A 17,525-nucleotide genomic window follows, 5' to 3' on the forward strand; every position below is an offset into this window, starting at 1 on the left:
ACCTATGATTAACTATTAATGATTAATTACTAATATTGGCGATAAGCGCTTTAAATTGCCCTGTATCACGTAGGTTGTTAAATGCGCGCTCTGTAGTGATTTCTTGGCGGTAACTATCTGCTAGACTGACTGCTTTTTCTAAATTAGCTAAAGATTCGTCTTTCAGATCTAGCAACGCATAAGCACAGGCAAGTTGGAAATGTGCGTGAGCATCATCCGGCTCTATAGCCAATGCTTGGAGGCATAAGTTGCACGCCCACTGCGGCTCCCCCAGTTCAAGTACCGCGTCTGCCTTATATGTTAACGCTTCGGCATCGTCTGGTTTTAACTGTAAAATTTCGTCGTATACGCTGATTTTGCTGTTTGGTGTGGCTTCACGTTGACTGCGTAACCACAAGGTTTGAACTTCTTGTGTTAACTCAATTTCTTCTTTGTTCTCAGTAATCGATTTCGATTTTTGCTTTAGCTGTTTTTCTATATCAGCGAGTCTATTTTCGTACTCAGCAATCAGCTTACGTAACTCTTCATCAGCCAGTGAATGCACTCTTTCTTTAATATCGCGTAACGAGTTCCAACCCACTAATACTAAAATGGATGTACAAGCCGCAATTAAATAGAAAAAATAGGTAATGGTGTCGGTAGCATAACTTACCGCGCGATCAACCGATCTGTGCTCGCGTTCGACCATTTTCTCTGTTAACTCTTGTTTAGTTTGTGCTTGTTCAACTCTAAGCTGTTTCAGCTCGTCTAATACATAGCGCTCAATAAACGGTTTATACAGTGGTTCTTTAAATTCAATATCAGACTTGTTATCTACTGTTTGTGTCGCTTGCACTGTCTGCGTGGTGACAAACAGTAGCAAGCTTAATAATAAACAGCCGATTGTCCTTTTTAGCTGGCAAGGCATATTGCTCTTCCGTGATCATGAACTTCAACAAGCGCTTGATGTAAACTTTTAATCGTTTGTTCGTAGTCAGCTTCATTGACCACCAATTGCATGTCAATTTGGCGCATAGATTGATGGATCGCTAAAATACTGATTTTGCTATCAGCCACCGATTTAACAGCTCTGGCTAAAATACTCGGTATTTGCATATCACTACCAAAGGCAGACACAATGGCGACTTTTTGTTGATCAATTTCAGCATCAACTAATGATGATTCTAGATCTTGTCTTATCCGTTTTACCGTTTTCAAATTAGTCGATAAATAATGTGTGACTGTATTGGCATTAATATCTTTAGATATAATTTGTACACGATGACGCTTAAGCACTGAAAGTATTTTATCGTCATATTCGCCTATACTGCCGGCCATGTTTTGGTCAAATACTTCAATGGCATATACGCCACGACAACCAGCAATAATTTCTACGCAGGGTGAATCACTTATATAATCGCCGGTAATTAATGTACCAGCATGTTCAGGTTCAAAGGTATTTTTTACCCGCAATGGAATTTTACTTTGACGTAAACCTTTAGCGGCTTTAGGGTGGATCGCCTCCATTCCCAAATTCGCGAGTTGATCGGCCACATCATAGTTAGTTCGCCCAATTGGCACCGCGTTTTCTTCACCAACAATTCGAGGATCAGCACTACTTAAATGAAACTCTTTATGAATAACCGCTTCGGTTGCTTGAGTGAGTACAGCTAATCGACTGAATGTCATTTCACTGTAACCACGATCAAACGACGACATTAAACCGTCTTCACTGTGTGCATAACCGGTAACTATAGGTAGTTGATTGGTTAAATCAATTTTATCAAACGCCCGTTTAATACGTTCATCTAACGGAATATGTTGTTCGGTTTGCCAGCCAGTTAAATCAACAAAACAGGCATTAATGCCATCTCGTTGTAATAATTTAGCGGTGTTCCATGCACTATGCGCTTCACCAATACTAGCCAACATCTCGCGTACAGTGGCTAAATGTGAACTCACTGAAAAATGGCCATGGGTACATAAACTGTGTAAATCTAACAAACATTTACCAGCACTATCTAAACGCTCATTAATAAACAAATTCGCTTGGGCTAGCTGTAATTCATTATCAAATAATTGCGCATTTATTTTGTTGAGTTGTTTTTTTAAATTAGCCAGTGCCACCAACCATGATTTATCTTCAAGGCTGTTGGCAAACAATTTGTATATACCAGGTTGGCCATTCTTTTTCGATTCTAATAATTTGTCGGTAATGCCCCCATAAGCAGACACAACAAATACTCGGTTATACAGCGAACCGTCTGTTGCGGGCTGTAAAATGATATTGTCTCGCACTGAAATATAATCTGACATTGACGTACCGCCAATTTTTTCAATGGTATGCAATTTAATTCCTCTCTAACATTCGTTTTCAAGTCGAATTGGGTTTAATCGTATTTTTTAGCTGTGGGTTAAGCTTTAGATAGCATCAGCACTTAGCTCATATGCGCCTTCAGCATTATGCACTTCGTTACCAATTAATGGCGGGTTAAATACACAGGCCATTTTCATTTCCGAAAACGCGCGTAATACATGTTTATCATGCTTATCTAACGCATACATAGTGCCTGGTTTAATCGAATAAACTTTGCCATCTTCTAAACTTTCAATTTCGCCTTCGCCTGAAATGCAATACACCGACTCTAAATGGTTTTGGTAATGCATTTGGAAATCAGCTCCGGTATAAATAGTGGTAATATGAAAAGAAAAACCCATACCATCACTTTTCAGTAACATGCGCGTACTATCCCAATTTCCTTGAGGGTCAACTATTTTGCGGTTAGATTGTTCAGCATCAGGTAAATGTCTAACTATCACTTGGTTGTTCCTTAATTTCTAAAATCAAATCCTGCTTGGCGTAAACAGTAAAATAACGGCTATGTTTGATAATGTGTCTATCGCCAGCCCGTATTAGCTTAGGAAAGCTAATAAAAGACTCGCGATAAAACCCCAAACCTTGCAAGCAAGTAATGAAATAGCATTGATGTTCGCTGATCCCAGTCCCCGCTGCTGATACATGTTCGCCTTTAGCAAGGGTTATATGCGTGCACGCTGTACCCATTAAGCCGCAATGTGCTTAACGTCATCAAAATAATCTGTTTCTTCGGGTATCTGTTTTTGCGCAGCGCATACTTTTTTGATGGCTGCTTCAACAATATCAATACCCTTTTCAAGATTTTCCATGCTGATAATGAGCGGGCATAAAAATTTAACGACATGGTCATCGGCACCACTGGTTTCGATAATCAAACCATTGTTAAATGCTTCTTTAGTAATTTTGGCTGCAAGATCACCATTAACACAATTGATGCCACGGAACATTCCACGCCCTCGGGTAGTAAAATTCCCTTCACCGTATTGTTCTACTATTGCATCAAGTCGTTTGGCAACATAATCACCTTTTTGCTTAATCTCTTTTGAAAATTTATCATCAGACCAGTAATGATCAATCGCAGCTTTAGCGGTTACAAACGCAAAATTATTGCCTCGGAAAGTACCGTTATGCTCACCTGGTTTCCATTGGTCTAACTCAGGTTTAAATAACACCACAGCAAACGGCAAACCGTAACCACCTAATGATTTAGACAAGGTAACCATGTCAGGGTATATACCGGCTTCTTCAAAACTAAAGTAATTACCTGTACGGCCGCAACCGGCTTGAATATCATCGACAATAAGCAACACTTTATGTTTTTTGCATACGGCATCAAGATTTCGTAACCATTCAAAACTAGCGGCGTTGATCCCGCCCTCACCTTGCACAGTTTCGACAATGACAGCAGCGGGTTTATCAACACCACTGCTTGAATCAGACAATACTTTGTCTAAATACGCTGTCGTATCGACTTCATCGCCTAAATAACCATCATATGGCATACGAGTCGTACCGTTTAAACTCACCCCAGCAGCACCACGATGGTGTGAATTACCAGTAGCGGCTAGCGCACCTAAACTGACACCGTGAAATCCATTGGTAAATGAAATAACATTTTCTCGGCCGGTTATATTTCTTGCTAATTTTAATGCGGCTTCTACAGCATTTGTCCCTGTAGGGCCCGTAAACTGTACTATGTAATCTAAATTACGTGGTTTTAGTATTTTTTCATTAAAAGCATTTAAAAAATCGCCTTTTGCTTGAGTATGCATATCCAGACCATGAGTGATCCCATCATTCATAATGTAGTCGAGCAATTCTTCTTTAAACAAAGGGTTGTTATGACCATAGTTTAATGTGCCAGCACCGGCTAAAAAGTCTAAATATTGATTACCGGCTTGATCGTATAAATACTCGCCTTGGGCTTTGTTAAAAACACACGGAAAAGAACGGGCGTAGCTTTGAACTTCTGATTCTATTTGTTCGAAAATTTTCATGGTGATTTCACCTTAATTATCTATATGGGCCAATGCGCACAAGCGCTTCTGATTCATGTTGGCCATTAAAATGTTGGTCTTTATCTAAAAACACATCGTGTTTGAGGTCTGATTCAAGTTGAGACGCTAGTTTTTCAAAAACTCGCCAAGACGATTGATTGTCTGGGGTGATCGTCGTTTCTATAAAACGCACATCACTACATGTTGGCCGCTCCAAAATATGCTTAACCATTTTGGGAGCCATGCCTTGGCCGCGTAAACTTTTATCTATGGCAATTTGCCAAACAAAAAGCGTATCGGGTTGTTGCGGTAGAATATAAGCCGAAATAAAACCGACTAATTTACCTTCTTGTAGTGCAGCCACACTGGTTGTTGAAAAGTGACTACATTGTAAAAAGTTGCAATAACTTGAATTATTATCCAATGGTGGGCACCGTTGCACCAAATAAAAAACATCAGCCCCATCATCAATAGTTGGCTGCCTCAATAAAATATTGCTGAACATAAATCCTTACATATCTAATAGTTAGTACTATAAATTTATTTTGTTCTTAATTTATCGTTTTTGCATATTATCCGCTAACAATATAGTGATTTAATCGCGGTAAATACAAATTAATATTTAGAACACTAAATATGGTACTCTAAATAAAAATTTATTTCTACTGGCCATTTATTAAGAAATTAATATGAGTACAAACAACCCTAAGTTTTAAATCATATTGTTATTAAATGCATTTAATTGATGGAATAAACAAGTCTGCAGAGGCTGAATAGATAGTCCTCGTTTGTTTAATTTAGAGCATTAGATTGTGCAGATTGATAAAAAAGTTATAATTTGCCTAATTATTTAGACTACGAAATAAATATAATGAGTAATGTTGAAGATGTCCTTATCGCGTTGCGGCGGGTAATGCGAGCTACTGATTTACACTCTAAGCATTTAGCCAAAACCACAGGTTTAACATCGCCACAAATTTTGCTGTTGCAAACAATTAGAGACAAAGGTGAAGTTACCATAGGCGAATTGGCGCAGGAAATGAGTTTAAGTCAAGCCACAGTAACCACTATTCTCGACAGACTAGAAAAGCGCGAGTTGGTTTATCGCGAACGTTCATTAACCGATAAAAGAAAAGTGCACGCATACTTAACTGAAGCGGCTCTTGTTACCTTGCAAGAGGCCCCAATTCCACTGCAAGAACACTTCACAAAACAATTTAATGATTTACAAGAATGGGAAAAAACCATGATTGTTTCATCGTTGCAACGCGTGGCGCAAATGATGGATGCGGAGCATATAGACGCTTCCCCTGTTCTTGATGTCGGTAATATTGACAGACAAACTACAAGCTTAGATAAACAAGTCAAATTTAGTGATTCGTAAAGAAAATGGAAAGTGCCATTACGGTTTCCAGAAGAGATGAACGTTGACAGCACCGAGGTAAGAAAAGCAAAACCCAATTAATGTAGGTCGCCGTGCGCTGTTCCCGACGCTTAACGGCATTCCCTACATCCAAGGCCGAAATTTATTTCGACAATAACAGCAGAGCTGTTCTAGGCTTGGTTTCTAGGCGTAATATTGCCTAGTATCTACAGCCATTGTCGAAGCACCAAAAGTAGGCGCCTTAAGCGAGCTTCAACCTGTAAGTGGATTCCAACCAATCATTTGTTAATTGAAAAAGTACTACTACCTTTTCAATTTAATTTTGATTAGTTGACGTTGTTCAGTGTAGGTCGGTCTTTAGGCCGATGGGTACGCGAGTTACAACGGTTTAAATATTGACCTGAAGGCCAACCTACAAGGGATTCAACTGATCATTTCTTTTTGGAAAAAGTACTACTACCTTTTCAATTTAATTTTGATTAGTTGAAAACATTGGTGATCACTTTCACACTGAACGAGCTCAGCCTGAAGTTGTTTATTTACTCTAAATGTGGTTAAAACATCATAAGTGATTCAACTGAGCATTTCTTTCTGGAAAAAGCACTGGTGTACTCGCTCAAAAAACATAAAAACTCATCTACATTAATTTACCCTTATTAACATCATGCCAAAGGGTTACAGTACACCCCATTAAACCCCTGCTTAATACCGATATATTTGTTGACAGTAAACATTGACCGATCAATTATATATTGTGAATTAAATTCACATTTAAAAATAAATTAAAAAGTAAATAACAATATATTAAGGAAAAATCATGTCTCTAAAATCAACTAAATCATTGGTTTTATCAGCGTTAGCATTAATGTCGATGTCTTCTATGGCGGCAACGCAATCTTACAGCTTGTCAGCCTATGTAAACGAATCTAAAGTTGAAAGTCATACGTTATCTATTCCAGCCGGTACGCCTGTTACCGTAACGATAACGTCGCAATGTGTTGCCTCTACACATGTCGATTTGCACCCTAACAGATCCAGTGATTAGCGGCGTAATGGATCCACTTAAAACGGTCATTTTTGCCCTCAGACAAGGTGATTATTTCTCGCTTTTTTCTCCTAGTCCAGTGTGATCATTATTTTCTCGTAATTTGCGGTAACTTTCTCCTTCTAAAACCAGGCGATAGGCGTTGTGTCTAAGTCGATCAAGGGTGGCTGCTCCAAGTAATTTATTGGGGAAAGCTTGTCCCCATTCACTGAAGTCTAAATTACTGGTAATGATCGTTGATTTTTGTTCATATCGTTCGTCTATCAGATCATGAAGATCTTCATCTTGAGGTGACTTCAGCGGCTTTAAACCGAAGTCATCAATGATAAGTAAATCAACTTTTGCTAGTGCTTGAAATCGTTTCTCGTAAGCATTGGTTGCTCTGGCTGCGTGTAAGTTTGAAAGCAATTTAGCTTGCGTGAAGAACAGTGTATCAATGCCTTTTTTCACCGCGCAATGGCCTATCGCTTGGGCTAAATGGCTCTTCCCTGTACCACAAGGCCCTGCGATTAAGACGGCAACATGCTCTTCGATAAACCGGCAGTCGGCCAGTTCATTGATATAAGCTCGATTCAAGTTGGGGTTGGCATTTAGATCGAAGCTTTCCAGTGTTTTGTTCCCCCTAAAGCCTGCTCTGCGCAGCCGAGTCGCGTATTTCTTCTGATCGCGCCGTGCCACTTCATCTTGGATCAATAAAGCAAGGAAATCTGGGTAACTAAGCTGGTGCTCAATGGCTTCTCGATTGCGCATGGCCAACGAGTCCGTCATACCTGATAAACGTAGTTGTTTTAGTAAGGGGGTGAGTTCCGGAATTGGGTTTATCATTGTTTTTTCCTTGTTATTTAATGAGGGAGAAGTTTGTTGGGATCGCGGTGGAAACGGCCACCACCTGTGTATACGTCACTTAAGGTATCGAATGCGTTAGTTTCATTGGGTTGTTGGTCTAACCCTTTTTCAAGGATCTGTTTAACCGCGCTATAGCGCACGTTATCGAAGGTTAAAGCCCGTAAACACGCCGCTTCAACCCGTTTATCTCCATAACGTTTGGTTAACCCCACGACACCTTGGGCTGCCCGCAAGTTATCTAATACTCGACTGGCAAACAGCCTTTGAATAAAGAGGTAGCAAGACTCACCAATACGTTTTGATTGAGTTAAACAATATTGAGGATCGCGCATATTGTAAGCTTGTGCCTCAGGTGGTTGATGTTCTGGTACGGTTGAACGGCCGCCTTGATGAAATAAGCGAGGGTGTGTCGCTTTGAGTTCATGCTCTTGATAGATCCGTATCATATTATCCGTCGCTTTGAGCCATACGGTTTCACGAACTAGCGTGTAGGGAACTGAGTAACGACAATGTTCAAATTGCACGTGGCCATCACCGTGAACTTTAGCTTTAGCCCAGACCGCTTGCTCAGGAGGGATCTCGGGGAGTGGTTTTAATAGTGCTTGCTCGATCTCACTAAAACGTTCAAGAGGCTGACATTTAGTGGTGCCGTGTTTGCGATTACCGGCGACTGACAATAACCAATCCTTAAGCTGAGCGTTCGCATCACTTAAGCCTCGGAAGTCTTTCAAGGGCACAAAGCTATTCTTAATGTACTTCACATTAGATTCTACGCGGCCTTTTTTCTGAGGATCGCGTACAGGACAAGGTGCGATTAAAAAGCCATATCCTTCAGCACATTCACCGTATGCGCGTTGCACTTGTGGATCATGGTAGCAAGCCTTAGTGATGGCACATTTGGGATTATCGATAATGACGCGCTTGGGAACACCTTTAAACCATTCAAACGCCCGTCGATGACAGGCCAGCCAAGTTGCTGTGCTTTGGTCGCGGATAAACTCTGCGTAAATATGTCGGCTCCATGAGAGCGTCATTACAAAGATCCAGCTTTTACGCAACTCTCCGGTACGAGTATCAACGATTAGCGGGCCAGCACCGAAATCCACTTGCGCCGTATCACCAGGCAAAAAATCGATAACGGTTGTCGCTTTTGGTGCTTTCTGTGACAAGGCTTTAAGGTAACGACTGACTGACCAGTAACTTCCCTTGAAGCCATATTTATCCACTAAAGCTTGATGGATTGTTGTGCCTTGGATCCCTTGCTCATACCACCGAGTAACTTGTTCAGCATAAGGCTCTACATAAGACGTGGTGGTTGGGGTTGGTGCTTTCTCGCCCAACAGTTCAGCCAGTTGGTTGTTATCAGGCAAGTCATTGTCAAGGTTAAGCCAGCCTTGTTCCTGCGCTAATTTCTTGATGGCCTTAACTTTATTGCGTCCAGCTAAGCCGCTATCGGCAATAGCTCGATTGGAATCTCCCATTCGCATGCGAACGAGGATCTGTCTGTATTGGTACATTTCAAACCTCCGGTTTGCCATGCCTATCTCCTGACTGAAAAAACAATCAAAGATACGCTAGATTAACGAAAGTCTGAGGGGGAAATTAGGTCAAAAGTGGATCCAATAAGCCGCAAATGTGGTGGATCTATTACGGTGCTAATTGGGTGGATCTATTATGCCGCAAATGAAATGGATCCATATGGGTGCAAATTAACAACACAAAACGGTGAAGATTGCTGGGCAATGGCTTATGCACATACTGATGGTGGATCAGCACAAGGCCACGATATTAAGTTTCCAGGTTACCACGACAGTACTGGCGTTATTTCTACTACGTTCAATAGTGGCGGAAACGTTTATGTAGGGGTAGAAGCAGCGGCAAATAGCCCAGGTTATTCATTTGACCCACGTGCTGATGTCACAATTACACTTACGTGGTAAGTTAGTTTACTAATAATAAAAAACTCAACTAAGTTTAGTTACTTGCTTAGTTGAGTGAGAACGGGGCGCCCATTGTAATCAATATATGGATGTCCTGTTTATTTCTTAGTTGCTTGTTATACGTTTTTTAATCGTACCAAGCACTTGATTCCATAAAGGTACAAAATGCAGATAAATGATACTCTTGCATTGCGCCTTTTGCAGAAATAGCATCTCTTTTAAGAATATAACCTTCAATTGTTTTTAGTGCATTTGGAACAGTTATCCATTCATATTTTTTATCACTACCTTGAACTATACCTTGTAATTTCTTTAAAGCTAAATCTGCATTTTCTTTTGAATAATGAGATTCTGGGATCCTCATATCTTCGGCAATATTTTTATTCGTTGGGCAAAGTTCATTTGCATAAGTAATAAAGGAAGTTAGAAAAAATAATAAAAAGGTTAAAATTTTCATCTAAGCTCCAGAAACGTATAACGCCATTGTAACCGGCCAATAATAGTTGGCTAAAATTTGTGAGGCACGAACAAAGCCAACTGTTATTTGTCCGCGTTTACAACCTTGTTATATGCTTACCCAATCTCTGTTTCTCTCTCGATAGCTTTTGGCGTATGCTTTTCTTTATGAGTTTTACCAAACCCAAACATCATATAGCAAATTATGAATGCTACGAGCACAACTAACGCATGTACTCCAATAGCAAACCATTGATCTTTTGTTAAACCAATAGGGGCTAGTGATTTATAGGCAGAGAAAAAAACAAGAGAAACCCAAGAAAACACCACGAATACACTGACCCATTGGTTAATTTTTGAAACAGAAACGCTCAAGGGGCCAGTGACAAACCTTTCCACCATATTAATGTGATCTGGACGCTCAAGTAGGGTTTTATAGAGAGGACCTGTAACTTTTTTTTCTAGGAGGTCAAGGTGATTCTCCCAGTTTTCTTGCCAATATTTGCTACCTCGGCTTGAAAGAAACCAAGCAAAAGTAAACACAAACCCGATGCAGGAAACAATTAGAGCTAAAAAGAACTTATTGGGCATATGCTCAGAAGCAAGGATAGAAAAATAACCAGCAAACGCTACAGCTATTAATGCCCAGAAATAAGTTGCCCTTTTCCAGTAGAGTTCGATCTCAAACTTTCTTATATCTGAGACTTGAGCAAAGGCAGCTTTCAGTATCTCTGAATCCTGTTTATCTGCCTCAAACTTTTCATTGTATTTTTCTTGATTCATGCAGTGCTCTCGATTTGCAAATAGCAGTTTATTAGACGGTCAAAAGCTAATTATTCCATCCGTATATTTACAATTTAATTTTTCAAACTTTCGTTTAGGCTACTGAAATTAAGCCCTGCTTTCAACCCTTTAAAAAAGCCTGAAAAAATTGCGGGGTAACCGTGGTTTTTGCTATAAAACGGCCTAACCCCAATGCTGTATAAATAATCAATTATTAAGGGAAAATAAATATCCACGCCCAGAGGGAGGACTTGGTTTAAATTTTTGATAAAAAAACACAGCTAGTCGCCCAGCTGTGTTTTTGGCTAAACAATATAAAAAATGAATTAGTACGGTTGCGGTACTGGGTACATTCTTACGTTGTCTATACGAATATGGCTATTCGGTTTGATAAGGAACATAAGTTCAATGTCATTGGCTGACGCCCAGTCGTAGTTTGGATCTGTCGCCATTGCGCCGTTGTAGTTAAAGCCTTGTGAAATGGTATTTAAGTGAATACGGCGTTTTTGCCAAAGTGTTGGGCTTGTCGGGCCATCAAACACTACTTTATTCACTTTTACATCACCACTTTTCAGTGTAACGCTGATTTCCTTAGAGCTATTAGTATCTGCATCATAGCCTGGGTTTTGGTAATCAAACTCGACAATATAACGCATGCCTTTTTTGATAGCACCTTCAGGAAAATCGTTATAAACCAAATTGGTCCAATCTGTGGTGTTTTTAATTTCTATACCGTAACGATTCGGAATATCAGGGTTTGTCGCTCGGCTCGCATCAACATTCACTTCCATTGTGGCTGCACCGGCATTCCAACCAGGCGCATCACCTGAATTAAAGCCACCATTTTTGATAATGCTACGGTTGTTTGTGTCAATTTTAACAATGGCGAACTCGTCAAAATATTCATCTTTATTACCGATACAGGTGAAACCAAACTCACGGTCTGATGCAAAAAAGTCAATTTCTTGATCCGTTACAGCTTTTATACGGTTTTCAGTATCACCGACTCTTAAGGTTATGGCGCGCTCGTTCCAAGACCCTGCAGCCGCACCTGCATGCTGAGTATTGGTCGAGAATAATCTATCGCTTGGCGTCCATACACCGTCTTTGTTAAAGAAACAGTTAGTTGAAGGCCAAACTTTAGGCGAATTGACATAGTAGCTAAAGTAAAACATGTCTTTTTCATTGATAACATTTTGCGCTATCGCCGACGGTGTAGCTGCAAAGTACACACTATCCTCTTTAGCTGCTAAAGAGTATGCGGAGCCTTGCAGAGTTTTATCAGTATTAACATCAACACTATCAGCGCCGCTAGGTGCCCATTGATAGGCAAATCCAGGTTCAAGAGCGCCGGTTTCAAAGTCACCATTGGTGATTAGGTTATGGCTTTCACCGGTAATGGTAATCTCTTGCGTGCGCTCGGCTGTTGTAAACTCACCATCAGACAATTTATAGGTAAAGGTAACTTTTTCTGTTTCACCTGGTTTTAAGTAGGTGAAAAAGGCAGGATCAACCACAATTAGTCCTTCTGCTTCATTTACGGTTAAGCCAAAGTGTTCTTCCGAGGCCACCATATCAACAACAGAAAGTTGATCACCTTCATGTTCTAAAACGCGTTCAAATAAACTAATACCGGTTAACGTGCCATTGTTTGTTTTAACTGTTTTAGCTAACGTAGTATCGAGTAACAACGGTGGGTTATTGTCAGCACCTGCACCATGTACGGTATAACGCATTGTGCGTGCAACATCGTTGTGACTGTCTGAAAATACAGTTGTAATATCGAAGTCAATCGATTCACCAAACTCTAAGTAATCAGCTAATGCCTTGGGATTAAGTCGAACAATATAAGAATTTAATTGATCAAAATAAGGGTGGTTATCACCTATTGACGCTATAAAATCAGTTTTCTTAATATCTTCATTTAACGCAGCCAACTCAGCGTCTGTTAATTCAGCATTAACATTAACAATTGTCGCTGTTGCGTGTGATTTAATTTGAATTTTCTCTTCTCGATAGGTGTTATCACGATAATACTTATCTTTAAGCGAACCTTCGGCAAGCATCATATCACGCTCTAATTCAATGTCCTTGTCGTAGTAACCCATCATGAAATCAAATAACTGATTGTTACCTTTTTCTGAGCCCGCTTGGCTCGGCATTGGGTATGGTGTATCAGTTGGCTGGTTGTTTTCATAAACAACCCAAGTTGGCGCGCTGTCTTCACCATTTACCGTTACTTTTAAATAACGGGTAATTTCGTTTGTGCCATCTGAAACCGCGTATCTAAAATTCAAGATAGCGGTTTCATTGGTTCTAAGTAATGGTGAAAATTCATATGGCGAAACACGTAATGTACTTTGAGTAAACTTAAAGCCGTAAATGGGTTTATAAACACGTGGTAAGTTTTGATATTCACGAATATCATTGATAACTTCCCAACGATTTACATTATCATAATCGTCACCCGGTTCCATGCCAAAATGGGCTAAAATATCAGTACAATATTCAGGGTAGTTTACAGCAGCAACGAGTGTGTCTGAACAATCTGGTCCGCGCCAAAAATATTCAATATCTTTAACTTGTAATGGTTGGCCAAATTCACTACGTTCAATGCCTTTAAATAAATCAATCTCGTAATAATCTGCCCCACCACTTGCATTTACAAAAGCACGTTGTGATTCGTTAAAGTTAAACTCCCAGCGATCAATGGTAATACCACTATCGATTAAAGTTTCTTGAACGACTTTACCGTAGCCAGCTTCATCAGGCAGTTCTTCGTAATTTAAGGTTAAACTGCCTGGTTTTGACTCGTGTGTAGCAGAGCCGTCACTACCGCCGCAAGCGACTAAACTTATGGCGCATGCGGAAGCTAAAATGGTTTGTATAAACTGTTTCATATTTTATTATCCTCGCCTTAGAAATTAGCTCGTAAACTTAAACGATAAGTGCGGCCATTGCGGTATGACACTAAGGTTCTATCTTTAGTGACATTCTCTTTTAACGCATTACCTTCTGAGAATTTAATATCATTCCCCTCTTCATCGTAATCCAAAACGTTATGCACGCTGGTATAGTAATTACGGGTTTCAGTATCAGTTAAGTTTAAGGCTTGGAAAGACAAGCTAAATGTTTCATTAATTTTGTAATTGGCTGATAAGTCTAAACGACCGCTACCTTCGCGCCACGATGCCCCCAAGGTATCACTACGACTAACCAGCTCATCCGACTTACCACGATAGGCTAAGCGAATAGAGTGACCAAACTTTTGCCAGTAGCCAGTAAAGTTATAAGCATGTTGTGGAACCCACTCTACTGGGAATTGAGGTAATTCAGCGCCAGTATCGGTATCGATTTCTTTATCTGTTTTACTATTTGAATAGGTGTAATTAAAATCAACACCTAAACCAGACCATATACCCGGTAAGAAGGTGTAAGCTTGGCGATAACCGAACTCTAAACCTGAAATGGTAGCCCCTTTACCATTGCGTAATTTACTCACTTTGAATAATGAGCAATAGGATTCGGCCATGGCATTTCGTCCGCCTGGATCTTCTGTTTGATCAGCATCATCCGCGGCATACCACCAAGGTTGGTTTACCGCATAAATACTGCCAATATTTGGTGCACAGGCATTGGTGCGGTTACCCCATAGCATTGATGGGTCGGCTTCCCACTCAGCTTTAATATCTTCTTTTGATTTAACTAAATCGGCTGCATCGTATCCATTTGATAAATCTAAAAAGCGTAAATCAGACGCATGTTGAATTGTTTCCACTCGCTCTTCAAAATCAGTTAACTCTTTATGGAATAAACCAAGTGACATCATGCTTTCTTTATTGAAGTACCATTCAAGCGACACATCTAAGTTTTTAGATTCTTGAGGGTTTAATTTAGGGTTACTTAAATCAATTCTAGCGCCACGCGTATTACCATTTTCCGGTACCCCCCAATAACCATGATGCATTTCAAAGCCTGGTTTAATAGAATCAATTTTAGGATGAGACATGGTTTTAGATGCCGCAAAGCGACCAATAAACTCATCGGTAAACGCCATATTCATGTTTAAGCTAGGCAATAAATTAGAATAACTATGGCTGCCAACAGTTGCGAATGTTGAAATTGATCTATCTTCTTTACCACCCGCTGGACGCTCAATACCTTGCTCATCTGTAATGGATTCTGCGTAACTGTAGTAATCTCGTAGGTGACTCCAGTCGGTATGGCGCGCCCATGAACCATGGTTACCGGCATTGTCTTTGATGGTTAGCGGATCATAACAGGGGTAAGTATTTTCACTCGGAATACGCGTATCATCAGTTGGATCATCTGGTGTTCCGTTAAAATCCCAACCGTAGCCGTCAATGCGATTAAACCAAGGCTTGGAATTAGGATCAGTATGAACTGCGTTAGTATTGGCACAGGTTTCTTTTTCTGTCATGCCATCTAAAAGTTCAGGTGTTCTTAAATGCCTAAATAAGAAAGGATCAAACGCTCGGTTATAATCATCTTGTGGCCAGCGAACACTAGAGTAACCTGATGATTCGACTTCAGTTTTAACATAACGTAAACCAATATCACCGGTTAAGTTCTCTATTGGATTAAAGTTTAATTTAACGTACGCGGCTTTGTTGTCGAGCACTGCGCCACGCGTATCGCCTTTATTACGCTGAAATACAGGATCTTTACTTGAAACAATATCTATGAATTTTTCAATGTCAACTTGAGGAAAACCAGCCGTGGTCGGCGACATAGGCACGCCAGAGCTAACTAAGAAGTCATTGTATGGGAAAGGTTGATCAATGATATAGTTTTCTGAAGGCACCGCAGATAACGATTCACCCGTAGTAATAATGCGCGAGCCGATAATATTGCCGTGCGAGTCGTAAATATTAACAAACTCACCATCACTTGAATTTTTTAATTGCCCGCTTTGGTGATCGACATATTTTTCGCGTTTAGTGACACGTGCACCTAATTCAAGCTTAGTAAAACCAAGTACATCTAGGTCCCAATCAATATCAATAAATGCGCCTTTAATTTCATCATCGACTTCACGTTCGGTTACACTTAAAAAGTTATAACGGTTTGCTGCAGTATCATTTGGATTAAATCCAGTTGTACGAATATTGTCCCACAGGTTTAATCTATCTTCATGCGAAACAACAGAAGTGCCAACCTCCATTAAACAAGTTCCTGACGAGCAATCAAAACCTACAGGTTGAATACCAGTAACAGGTGTACCAAATGGATCAGCAGCAATTAAAGCATCTTGAGATACGCCACTAAGCATGTTGAAATAGTAAGCACGAGTAGTCGGATCTTGAGTAGTTTTAGAGTAATCAATACCCGCATCGACTTTAATTTCATCGCCGATATATTGCTCTAAATGTAAGTTAACAATCGAGTTTTTAACTTTAGAGCCACCCGCATTAGTGTTATAACCACCATCGCCAAAGCGGTTTAATGATTTAACCAATGTACGCGTGCCTGTATCAACAATCCACCAATCTTCTTGCGGATCAGAATAGCTTGGATAAAATTCTTTACCCGCGACTTTTAAACCGTGTTTATCACCAGCAAAAAAGTTAGCATTGTTTGCTTCATACTTACCGCGAGTTTGCACCCCGTAAGACTGGTTAGTTAGATTTTGCTCACTACCAGTAAAGTTTAATAAGATATTGGTCGATTCTGTCGGTGCAAGCTGAAAAGTTAACGTACCACTTACCCGATCACTTTCATTGGTATACAAATCATAATTTAGCGTATTCGGCGCTAATACCAATGTATCGGACACAACGCCGTTCTCAGTAGTGCCCGCCACTTTGGCGTTAACCACTTTGTAATCGTCAATACGGATTTGGTCACGGCGGCTAGAGCTAGTTTCATTAGCGATTGTCGCGAAAACACCAAAGGTATCGTCAAAAAACTTTTTAGAGATAGACGCCGAAATTTTATAATCGTCTTTATCGGCAAAGTCACTATTACGATATTGAACCTCAGCAGCTAAGGTTTCTTTACGATTAAGTGGTTTAAAAGTATTCAGTTGAACCGTAGCGCCCAAAGCCCCTTCAATATGATCTGCACTCGGTGCCTTAATAACGGAAATTTGCGACAAAATGTCTGATGAAAAGGCACTTAAATCAACCGATTGGTTATCATCTGCACTGGTCAGCGTAACCCCATTTAACGTAATGACGTTTTGGTTAGGGTTAGCACCGCGTACTGTGATTACTGTACCCTCGCCATCTCGCTCTTGTACAGATACCCCCGTTACACGTGATAATGCATCAGCAATATTTTGGTCTGTTGATTTACCTATATCTTCAGCGAAAATACTATCAGATATATTATTACTGAATTTCTTTTGGTTAATAGACTTTAAAACACTACCTCTAAAGCCTGTCACTTCAATGACTTCGGTGTCTTCTTTGTCTTTTTTCTTTTCTTTATCTTCCTCTTCAGCCGCATATGCAACCATACTTGCACTACTAGCCAGTATAGCCAGCGATAAAGCGCTGAGCTTAAAGCGTTCTCTCGTATTGGACATTTGTTTGTGTCTCCTCAAAGAAGCCGCATATAGGAAATATAACGACTTCTGTGCGTTGGTCATTGTTCTTATTTAGTTTGACTGTCCCTAATCAGGATCCCTGTTGATGTAAATTGCCTTCGCCTTAATTTATGTACAGCAAGTCAAATCACTTAACATAAATTAAAC

Annotated in this window: 15 protein-coding genes; 3 read left to right on the top strand and 12 right to left on the bottom strand. The window is 40.1% G+C overall.

The genetic code is table 11. From position 1 onward, the window contains the following. Positions 1 to 22 precede the first annotated feature (22 nt). The 6 genes from C2869_RS01060 to ectA all read right to left on the bottom strand — a co-directional run bounded on the left by C2869_RS01060 (position 23) and on the right by ectA (position 4,858). Positions 23 to 907, bottom strand: coding sequence for a tetratricopeptide repeat protein (locus C2869_RS01060; RefSeq protein ID WP_108601193.1), 885 nt, complete (start codon positions 905 to 907; stop codon positions 23 to 25). Further along, positions 892 to 2,328: an aspartate kinase gene (locus C2869_RS01065; protein ID WP_108601194.1), complete on the bottom strand. Its 1,437-nt coding sequence runs from the start codon at positions 2,326 to 2,328 to the stop codon at positions 892 to 894. Before C2869_RS01065 ends, C2869_RS01060 begins: the two co-directional genes overlap by 16 nt. A 72-nt stretch (positions 2,329 to 2,400) precedes the next feature. Further along, positions 2,401 to 2,799, bottom strand: coding sequence for an ectoine synthase (locus C2869_RS01070; protein ID WP_108601195.1), 399 nt, complete (start codon positions 2,797 to 2,799; stop codon positions 2,401 to 2,403). Continuing rightward, positions 2,789 to 3,043, bottom strand: a complete 255-nt coding sequence (locus C2869_RS01075) for a hypothetical protein (RefSeq protein WP_108601196.1) — start codon at positions 3,041 to 3,043, stop codon at positions 2,789 to 2,791. Before C2869_RS01075 ends, C2869_RS01070 begins: the two co-directional genes overlap by 11 nt. Beyond that, a complete protein-coding gene (ectB, locus tag C2869_RS01080; protein ID WP_108601197.1) occupies positions 3,043 to 4,353 on the bottom strand; it encodes a diaminobutyrate--2-oxoglutarate transaminase in 1,311 nt (436 codons plus the stop codon). The genes C2869_RS01075 and ectB overlap by 1 nt, the downstream gene beginning before the upstream one ends. Positions 4,354 to 4,369: 16 nt before the next feature. Next, complete coding sequence (gene ectA / locus C2869_RS01085; RefSeq protein WP_108601198.1) at positions 4,370 to 4,858, bottom strand: diaminobutyrate acetyltransferase; 489 nt, start codon at positions 4,856 to 4,858, stop codon at positions 4,370 to 4,372. Positions 4,859 to 5,224: 366 nt separating this feature from the next. Here ectA and C2869_RS01090 point away from each other — a divergent pair, with 366 nt between their 5' ends. Next, positions 5,225 to 5,737 carry a MarR family winged helix-turn-helix transcriptional regulator gene (locus tag C2869_RS01090; RefSeq protein ID WP_108601199.1) on the top strand — a complete coding sequence of 171 codons (513 nt, stop codon included), beginning with the start codon at positions 5,225 to 5,227 and terminating at the stop codon, positions 5,735 to 5,737. Positions 5,738 to 6,554: 817 nt separating this feature from the next. Beyond that, a complete protein-coding gene (locus tag C2869_RS01095; RefSeq protein ID WP_108601200.1) occupies positions 6,555 to 6,782 on the top strand; it encodes a hypothetical protein in 228 nt (75 codons plus the stop codon). 51 nt (positions 6,783 to 6,833) lie between these two features. Here C2869_RS01095 and istB read toward each other — a convergent pair whose 3' ends face one another. Next, the gene (gene istB / locus C2869_RS01100) at positions 6,834 to 7,607 is read right to left on the bottom strand and encodes an IS21-like element helper ATPase IstB (protein ID WP_329604269.1); all 774 of its coding nucleotides are present in this window, start codon (positions 7,605 to 7,607) and stop codon (positions 6,834 to 6,836) included. Between the two features lie 17 nt (positions 7,608 to 7,624). Next, the gene (gene istA / locus C2869_RS01105; protein WP_108601201.1) at positions 7,625 to 9,145 is read right to left on the bottom strand and encodes an IS21 family transposase; all 1,521 of its coding nucleotides are present in this window, start codon (positions 9,143 to 9,145) and stop codon (positions 7,625 to 7,627) included. 96 nt (positions 9,146 to 9,241) lie between these two features. Between istA and C2869_RS01110 the strand changes: the two genes are divergently transcribed. After that, positions 9,242 to 9,568, top strand: a complete 327-nt coding sequence (locus C2869_RS01110; RefSeq protein WP_159083972.1) for a hypothetical protein — start codon at positions 9,242 to 9,244, stop codon at positions 9,566 to 9,568. 127 nt (positions 9,569 to 9,695) lie between these two features. Here the strand turns inward: C2869_RS01110 and C2869_RS01115 are convergent, their stop codons facing one another. The 4 genes from C2869_RS01115 to C2869_RS01130 all read right to left on the bottom strand — a co-directional run bounded on the left by C2869_RS01115 (position 9,696) and on the right by C2869_RS01130 (position 17,357). Then, positions 9,696 to 10,025 (bottom strand): hypothetical protein, encoded by a 330-nt coding sequence (locus C2869_RS01115; RefSeq protein ID WP_108601203.1) that lies wholly within the window; start codon positions 10,023 to 10,025, stop codon positions 9,696 to 9,698. 116 nt (positions 10,026 to 10,141) lie between these two features. Continuing rightward, the gene (locus C2869_RS01120; RefSeq protein WP_108601204.1) at positions 10,142 to 10,807 is read right to left on the bottom strand and encodes a RipA family octameric membrane protein; all 666 of its coding nucleotides are present in this window, start codon (positions 10,805 to 10,807) and stop codon (positions 10,142 to 10,144) included. A gap of 326 nt (positions 10,808 to 11,133) precedes the next feature. After that, on the bottom strand, positions 11,134 to 13,707 hold the full coding sequence (locus C2869_RS01125; RefSeq protein ID WP_108601205.1) for a carbohydrate binding domain-containing protein: 2,574 nt from the start codon (positions 13,705 to 13,707) through the stop codon (positions 11,134 to 11,136). A 17-nt stretch (positions 13,708 to 13,724) separates the two neighbouring features. Then, on the bottom strand, positions 13,725 to 17,357 hold the full coding sequence (locus C2869_RS01130) for a TonB-dependent receptor (RefSeq protein ID WP_108601206.1): 3,633 nt from the start codon (positions 17,355 to 17,357) through the stop codon (positions 13,725 to 13,727). Between the last annotated feature and the right edge of the window lie 168 nt (positions 17,358 to 17,525).

It is taken from the genome of Saccharobesus litoralis, from assembly GCF_003063625.1.
Taxonomy (GTDB): Bacteria; Pseudomonadota; Gammaproteobacteria; order Enterobacterales; family Alteromonadaceae; genus Saccharobesus; species Saccharobesus litoralis.

What these genes read in the sequence shown, in the direction of transcription:
- C2869_RS01060 (WP_108601193.1), bottom strand. Translation starts at nt 907, where the DNA reads ATGCCTTGCCAGCTAAAAAGGACAATCGGCTGTTTATTATTAAGCTTG.
- C2869_RS01075 (WP_108601196.1), bottom strand. Translation starts at nt 3,043, where the DNA reads ATGGGTACAGCGTGCACGCATATAACCCTTGCTAAAGGCGAACATGTA.
- ectB (WP_108601197.1), bottom strand. Translation starts at nt 4,353, where the DNA reads ATGAAAATTTTCGAACAAATAGAATCAGAAGTTCAAAGCTACGCCCGT.
- ectA (WP_108601198.1), bottom strand. Translation starts at nt 4,858, where the DNA reads ATGTTCAGCAATATTTTATTGAGGCAGCCAACTATTGATGATGGGGCT.
- C2869_RS01090 (WP_108601199.1), top strand. Translation starts at nt 5,225, where the DNA reads ATGAGTAATGTTGAAGATGTCCTTATCGCGTTGCGGCGGGTAATGCGA.
- C2869_RS01095 (WP_108601200.1), top strand. Translation starts at nt 6,555, where the DNA reads ATGTCTCTAAAATCAACTAAATCATTGGTTTTATCAGCGTTAGCATTA.
- istB (WP_329604269.1), bottom strand. Translation starts at nt 7,607, where the DNA reads ATGATAAACCCAATTCCGGAACTCACCCCCTTACTAAAACAACTACGT.
- istA (WP_108601201.1), bottom strand. Translation starts at nt 9,145, where the DNA reads ATGTACCAATACAGACAGATCCTCGTTCGCATGCGAATGGGAGATTCC.
- C2869_RS01115 (WP_108601203.1), bottom strand. Translation starts at nt 10,025, where the DNA reads ATGAAAATTTTAACCTTTTTATTATTTTTTCTAACTTCCTTTATTACT.
- C2869_RS01120 (WP_108601204.1), bottom strand. Translation starts at nt 10,807, where the DNA reads ATGAATCAAGAAAAATACAATGAAAAGTTTGAGGCAGATAAACAGGAT.
- C2869_RS01125 (WP_108601205.1), bottom strand. Translation starts at nt 13,707, where the DNA reads ATGAAACAGTTTATACAAACCATTTTAGCTTCCGCATGCGCCATAAGT.
- C2869_RS01130 (WP_108601206.1), bottom strand. Translation starts at nt 17,357, where the DNA reads ATGTCCAATACGAGAGAACGCTTTAAGCTCAGCGCTTTATCGCTGGCT.